At 69.0% G+C, this 578-nt stretch carries 1 protein-coding gene; it reads left to right on the top strand.

Annotated elements, in window-relative coordinates:
* Positions 1–149: 149 nt before the first annotated feature.
* Positions 150–578 (top strand): nuclear transport factor 2 family protein (locus ABD194_RS19845; protein ID WP_343994722.1); only part of this gene is annotated, 429 nt, incomplete at its 3' end.

The following is a 578-nucleotide window of genomic DNA, read 5'->3' as shown; positions in this document are numbered from 1 at the left end:
GACTTGGGCCACCACCAGACCCAGCCGACCCTCCCCGTTCCAGCACCAGCCGGTCGGCCGCGAAGCCCGGGCCTCGACCCCAGACGCGTGGGAACCTGTAGATCGCCGCTGTCGCGACAGACCACGCTGCGTTGTCCGGAGGAGCCGACATGGACCCACGACCGCCCCTGCCGCCGTTCACCGAGGAGACCGCGCGCCAGAAGGTCCAGGCGGCCGAGGACGCCTGGAACACCTGCGACCCCCACCGAGTCGCCGGCGCCTACACCGAGGACACCGAGTGGCGTAACCGTGACGAGCACGTCGTCGGTCGGCAGGCCGTCGTCCAGTTCCTCACCCGCAAGTGGGAACGCGAACGTGACTACCGCCTGCGCAAGAATCTCTGGGCCTGCTCCGGCAACCGCATCGCTGTGCGCTTCCAGTACGAGTCGCGCGACGCCGACGGACAGTGGTGGCGGTCATACGGCAACGAGCAGTGGGAGTTCGACGACCTCGGCTACATGCGCCGCCGCGAGGCCAGCATCAACGACGTGCGGATCAACGAGTCCGATCTGCGGGTGACCCCGGGCCAAGGCGAGCTG

The sequence above is a fragment of the Terrabacter terrae genome (assembly GCF_039529575.1).
Taxonomy (GTDB): Bacteria; Actinomycetota; Actinomycetes; order Actinomycetales; family Dermatophilaceae; genus Terrabacter; species Terrabacter terrae.
This window is presented reverse-complemented; position numbering and strand designations above follow the sequence as displayed.